Genomic DNA, 2,684 nt, shown 5'->3' with positions numbered 1-2,684 from the left:
CAACAAGGAAGGGACACCTCACATGGAAGCACAGCACTGGAAGAAACCCCCCGTCTGGTGGCGCCGCCCCGACGTCGCCGACGTCGCCTGTCAGTTGTTCGTGCAGTTGAGACATGCTCATCGTCATGACCTGCAACATCTCAACTGCGCTCATAGGAAAAAGGGTTGCCCGGTCTAGCTGGCTGACCTGCCCTAATAGGACACCTGAGCTCTTGGAGGCCTCGGCGGCAAGCCTGTGACCTGGGGTGCCGCATCTCTATCAAGAATGTCTCAACTCCACGAATAATTCCTTGGGATTGGAGCCCTGGGTGTGGAAAAGTTGATCTTGACTTGGGGGTGCGGGGGAGCCGCTTCAAGAGGGGCGGGCGGGGGAAGAGCAAGCCGGCGTTCGTCAAAGTGCACCTGCAGTGGGGGTGGGTGCATCTGTGCCCCGTAGTTGGCGAGGGTGGCGGCCGTCCATGCACGACCGTGCTGCTGGCGCTGTCGGTTTTGAGGTGGGCGCGGCGAACTGGCTTCGCGTGCCCGGGGGAGCGCGATGGTCTAGCCGGAGGGGGCATCGAGGCGTGGGCGGCATGCCAGGGCCGAGGGTGTGGGGCGACCGATGGGCAGCACGGCGACGACACCCAGCGTGGATTCCCGGCTCTGATCTGGGGTGCTTTGGGCTCTGAACTGGGCGCACGTGTTCAAGCCGGATAGCCCGAACCGAAGTACACGTGGCGCCTGGCCTGTGTGAGTTGCGTTCTGTATGCCTATGGCACACGATGTGCGGCGCTGTGAGCTGTGGGTTCGTAATGGAGCTGGAAAGTCGCAACTGCCGCTGGAATCCCTTTGGATTCTCTCTTATTTGTGCAGGTCAGAGGCGTGTAAGGGAGTGCGGTGTCACAGGTCGGGTGGCCGACGCGTCGGCTTGAAGGGCAGGCGATCGGCCCGCTTGGCGGGGTGTTTCAGGGGCGGTCCTGTGTCTGTCGAGCAGCGAGTTCCTCGATGATGCTGGCCTGCTCGCGAATGTCGTCGGCCTGCGCCGGAGTGGGCTCGTACCGTGTGAGGCTGCTGATCTCTGCTCTGGCCGCAGCGATGTCTCCGGTACGGGCGAGGACCACGGCTCGGTGAGACCTGAGTCCGATGATGAGTTCGGGCAGGTTGTAGGCCTGGGTGATGGGCAGGAGCTGCCGGTCGATCAGGCTCAGGGCGGCCTGCGCTTCGTTGCCGCGCAGCAGGGTCTCGACCACGTCCTGGCCGAGGTCGACGGCGGATCGCCAGGCCCCGGCGACCATGTAGAGCTTCATAGCGGGGAACGCGGCGCTGCCGTAGTCGAGTTTGAGCTGACGGCAACACTTGACATGCATGGCGAAGCAGTCGGCGAGGCGCTTGTAGTCGTCGGGTGTTTCGCTGTTCAGGCAGGCTTGTTGCAGTGCCTCGGTGGGGCCATGGAGGTCGGCCAGGTCCAGGCCGAGGTGATCGCAGTAGGCGTCGGCGAGCTCCAGGGCCGCAGTGCCTGCGGCTCGGTAGCTGCCCGCGTGGTAGAGCCCCTGAACGTAGCCGTAACGCAGAGATCGCTCCAGAAAAGAGGGGGCGGGAAGCTCAGCCAGGGCTGTCCTGAACGCAGCATCGAGGGCTTCGGTGTCACCGGTGTGCCCGTGCAGAGGGAACTGGCGGATGGCCACCAGGACCTTCTCACGTGGTCCGATCCTGCTGCCGCCCTCTGAGGCGAGGGCTTCCATGGCGCGGACGTGGCGTGCGTAGGCCTCCCAGTCGTTGTCCCCATATGCCCAGGCGGCCAACGCACTGTGCGCATCAAGGCGGTCGACGGCGTCCCGACCCGGTTCTTGCGCCACGTCCGCGATCACCGTGCGCAGTTCGCGCGGGAATCCACCCTCCCAGAAGCCCTCCTGCATGGTGATCTCCAGCAGAAGGTTGATCTGGCCGGTATCGGCGAGCAGCCGCATCCAGCGGGCCAGCCGCGGCAGCTCCCTGTGGCCCTCGAAAAGATCAGCCAGGGTCTGCTCGACACGGCGGGCTGCTTCCTCAGGCAGGTCATGCGACGCAGGGAGAGCCAACGGTGCGGCCGCATCGTGGAGTTTGGCGAAACCGTCGGCGAATGTCTGCACGAGGCCGAGCCCTGCGAGTTCGCGCACGGCCCCGGCCGCGGCAGCGGGACGTGTCGGTCCCGCGGCTGCCGCCAGCTGCTGCAATTCCGGGCTACTCAGGGGAACTTCGGCGATGGCCATGAGGCCGGCCATCGTGCGTGCCAGCACGGACAGGTGCCCGAAAGTCTCTGCCAGGATGTGTTCCTGGGCCGTGGGGGCGAGGTGGGTTTGCTCCTGCACCGCCGCGCAGAAGGCGGCCCCGTCGCCCGCGTGCGCGGTGCGGGCCAGGTGCGCGGAGTTGAGGACGTACAGCGGCAAACCAGCTGTGAGCGCCAAGACCCGCTGTGCGGTGGGGTAGTCCAGGGTGCAGTCTTCGGCAGCGAAGACGGCGGCCACGGTGTCGGTGTCCCAGCCGGGCAAGGACTCGGCGATGAGACCCAGATGCGCGGCGAGCGCGGTCTGCTCCGGGTGGGGGTGGCCCAGCAGCGTGATCCGGGACGTCGGCAGTGCCTGGACAAGCAGCCGTACGTCGTTGGACGGGAGGTCGTGCACGTTGTCGATGACGACCGCGATGGCTGTGCCGTCGTGGGCCAGGCG

Annotated in this window: 1 protein-coding gene; it reads right to left on the bottom strand. The window is 66.0% G+C overall.

The window, feature by feature from the left end; genetic code table 11:
* Positions 1–944 precede the first annotated feature (944 nt).
* A partial coding sequence (locus tag ACFTZL_RS43800) for a hypothetical protein (protein ID WP_382595893.1) occupies positions 945–2,684 on the bottom strand: 1,740 nt, incomplete at its 5' end.

Origin of the sequence: Streptomyces sp. NPDC056948 (assembly GCF_042674225.1) — a bacterium.
In the GTDB taxonomy this organism is placed as follows: Bacteria; Actinomycetota; Actinomycetes; order Streptomycetales; family Streptomycetaceae; genus Streptomyces; species Streptomyces purpurascens.
This window is presented reverse-complemented; position numbering and strand designations above follow the sequence as displayed.